Source organism: Streptomyces sp. NPDC001156 (assembly GCF_053598275.1).
In genome coordinates, this window is sequence record NZ_JBSFJX010000410.1 from 1 (window position 1) to 3410 (window position 3410).

Here is a 3410-nt window from a genome sequence, read left to right on the forward strand (position 1 = left end):
CGCCGTTTTCCTGCTTGATCCAACTTGAGCCTCGAGACCTCAAGCCTGGCAGGAGACGGCGTGTTTCCCGTATCAGGGCAGGTCAGGGCACCCACACATGCGGCAGGAGAGCCGCATTTCGGGGCTTGCACCTGGCGTCGTCGCGCTGCGGACGGGTGGTGTCCGAACTCGCCGACATGCCCCCTGCCGGGGGCGGGTGGTGTCGGCCTTCATTGACAACCGGTTTCGACTCTCACGTACAAAGCCACATCCGAGCCTGTCGCGGTAGATGCGCGATTTACCGCGACCGTCGCCCAGACGAGGGAAAGTCCGGCTACCGCTCTCGCAGGTCGTACGGGTTGAGTTCCCCGTACCGATCATCGGCCTCGGCCAGGTCGAAGCCTTCTTCCAAGCCGAGGCACTCGGCCCCCTTCGTGACCAGGGCCATGGGCTCCGTGTCCGCGCCCTTGCATCACGTGCGCCACCGCGCGCAATTCGGGAGCCGGTACAACCCCCGGTGACCACGCGGTTGCCTCCGCCAGCGCCCGCACCGACCGCGTCGAGGTCCGAGTGGTGGACCGCCGGCCCGGAGTCCCTTGCGAGGCGAAGGACCGCATCTTCGCTCCTTTGCAGCGCTACGGCGCCCCCCACGCGGCACCAGAGTCGGCGGGGGTACGTGGGTGAGGTGCCGATCAGGCGGATGGCGAAGGGGTACGGCCTGCGCCTGGCCTGGGGTGCGGGAAAGCGGGCCCGACAGCGCGGGAAACGATCTCCACAGGCGTCCCCATCGGCCCTGACCAGCGAGTTTCGTCGGTGCCCCCGTAGAGCAGTGTGGCGCAGGAGTGCCGTAGATCATGGAACCGGATCCGGCGTAGGCCTGCTCGGTCTGAAGGCAGGCACTGTGCGGCAAGCCGGGTCCGCTGACTCCCCACCGGTCCGGGAAGGTGAGCCACACGGGCGACGTTCGCGGTTGGAGGTGGCGCAGCTGATACCGGCGTCAGCTGCGGGTTTGACGGCCGGCGGAGAGAGTGTGTTAACTGAGGGTGAGGCCAGCCATCCTCCAAGCCCTTCCGACGAGTTGGGCCAGTACGCAAATCCCGTTCGCGGGTGTGGCTGGTCTCTCTTTTTTTCTCTTCTACTGGGGCCCGCACGGCACCGCCAACCCGCCACACCACACGGATCGGGGGCCGACCGCGCCGCACGCTTGTGCCCCAGCATCGCCTCTGCCCGGAGCCGCCGTGCCTGCCTATGTCACCGTCCGGTTCTGTCCTGCTGGCCTGATCACAGGAATTCTGACGACCCACTACCTCCCCTTCCCTGGCCGCGCTGTCTCCGCTCTGACGAGGCCCGGCAGCGAGCAGATCGCCCGCGTCCCGGGGCTCTCACCGCGCACCGTCGAGAAGCACGTCAACTCGGCGATGCGCAAACGGAACGCGCCCTCGTGCACCGCGCTCGCCGTCGCCGCGGTGGAGTCCGGTGACGTGGCATCGCCGGGGAGCCCGCCGAGGCCGCGGCCGTTGACGGAGTAGCCACCGTAGCCACGGGAGTTTCCCGGGTAGTTCTGCGCATTGTCGGCCTGCCGGCGTGCGGCGTTCACTGCTGGCTCTGGGACAGAACGGAGCAGCCGCGATGACTTCTGGCAACGGCACCGAACAGTCCGGCGAGGAGCCGGAGGTCGGCCCTATCGACCGTGCCCCCAAGGGTTGCGCCGAGGATTCCAGCGACGGTGAGGACACCACCGTCGATCCGCCCCCGGCCGCGAGCGCGGACCGGCCGCGCACGAGCCGACGGAAGGCCGGTGTGGAGTACCGGCCGGTCTGACCAGCATCCCACTCGCGGCGGCCCGGCCGGCGCACTCTCCCGAGGAGAACGATGCACAGACGAATACGCATGTGGGCCGCCGGGGTGGCGGTCGCTTGCGCCGGGGCGTTCGGCCTGACGGCCGTCGCCCCGGCGCATGCGGCACCCACCACCCCGACCGGCACAGCGCAGAGCACGGCGGGCTACCAGCCCGCCGGATGCGCCGTCCCCGTCCCCCCCTCCGAGCGCAAGGGTGACGCGCCCTACGCCACCTGCGACCTCATGGCCGTGACCAACAGTCACGGCGCCCGGGCCGCAGGCTCGTCCACCCCGCCCACCAGCGCCGTCACCCCGAACGACCTCAGAGCGGCGTACAAACTGCCCACGGGCGGCGCGGGCGAGACGGTCGCCATCGTCGATGCCGGCGGCTACGCGGCCGCCGAGGCCGATCTGGCCGTCTTCCGCCGCACCTACGGCCTTTCCGCCTGCACGACGGCGAACGGCTGCTTCACCAAGCTCGACCAGAATGGCGGCCACAACTTCCCGCCCGATGACGCCAACTGGTCCCTGGAGACCGCGCTCGACCTCGACGCCGTCTCCGCCGCGTGCCCGGACTGCCACATCCTGCTCGTCGAGGGCGACTCGGCCTCTCTCGACGACCTCGGCACGGCCGAGAACACCGCCGCCGCCCGACACCCCGCGGCCATCTCCAACTCCTACGGCGTAGCCGGCGAGGCGAGAGGCCACTTCGGCGGTCCCAGCGGGACGGGCATCTTGGCGTCGTACGACCGCGACTACGATCACCCCGGTATCGCGGTCACCGCATCCACCGGCGACAGCGGCAACGTCGTCAACTGGCCCGCGTCGAACGGGAAAGTCGTCGCTGTCGGCGGGACGACGCTGACCCGCGACAGCACCGCAGCCCGCGGCTGGACCGAGGCGGCCTGGGCCGCCGGTGGCTCGGGCTGCTCGATATTCGAGCCGAAGCCGGCGTACCAGCAGGGCTCTGACACCGGGTGCGACAACCGTGCCATCGCCGACATCTCCGCGGACGCCGACCCGGCCACCGGCCTCGGCATCTACAACTCGACCTACAAGTCCGGCGGCTGGATCCAGGTCGGCGGCACCTCGCTCTCGTCGCCGCTCGTGGCCTCGATGTACGCCCTCGCGGGCACCCCGACGCCCGGCACCTACCCGGTGACCTACCCGTACGCCGACACGAACGCCGGTGACCTCACCGACGTCACCGCCGGATCCGACGGCTACTGCGGCAACCAGCTCTGCAACGCCCGCACGGGCTGGGACGGCCCGACCGGGCTCGGCTCGCCCGCCGGCGTCGGCGCGCTTCGCCAAGGCCCGCACGGTCTGGTGACCGGCAACGTGCGCGGCGCCGGCTCAGGGACGCACTCCGGACCGATCCCGGGCGCCTCCGTCACCGCCACCGACGCGGACGGCCGCAGCTACACCGCCACGACCGACGCGTCGGGCGGCTTCACACTCGCCCCGGCACCGGGCGCTTACACCCTGACCATCGCACAGTTCGGCTACGCGACGGCCACCACCACGCTGAAGGTGACCGAGGGGCTCACGGCGAAGAAGTCGTTCACGCTGCGCGCCCTGCCCACCCACGT

The 3410-nt window shown here is 70.5% G+C and carries 3 protein-coding genes; all 3 read left to right on the forward strand.

Annotation, left to right across the window (positions count from 1 at the left end; translation table 11 throughout):
• Positions 1-1217 precede the first annotated feature (1217 nt).
• The gene (locus ACWDA7_RS51410) at positions 1218-1508 is read left to right on the forward strand and encodes a LuxR C-terminal-related transcriptional regulator (RefSeq protein WP_450614947.1); all 291 of its coding nucleotides are present in this window, start codon (positions 1218-1220) and stop codon (positions 1506-1508) included.
• Positions 1509-1608: 100 nt separating this feature from the next.
• The gene (locus ACWDA7_RS51415) at positions 1609-1800 is read left to right on the forward strand and encodes a hypothetical protein (RefSeq protein WP_450614949.1); all 192 of its coding nucleotides are present in this window, start codon (positions 1609-1611) and stop codon (positions 1798-1800) included.
• Positions 1801-1851: 51 nt separating this feature from the next.
• On the forward strand, positions 1852-3410 hold a 1559-nt coding region (locus ACWDA7_RS51420; protein WP_450614951.1), incomplete at its 3' end, for a carboxypeptidase regulatory-like domain-containing protein.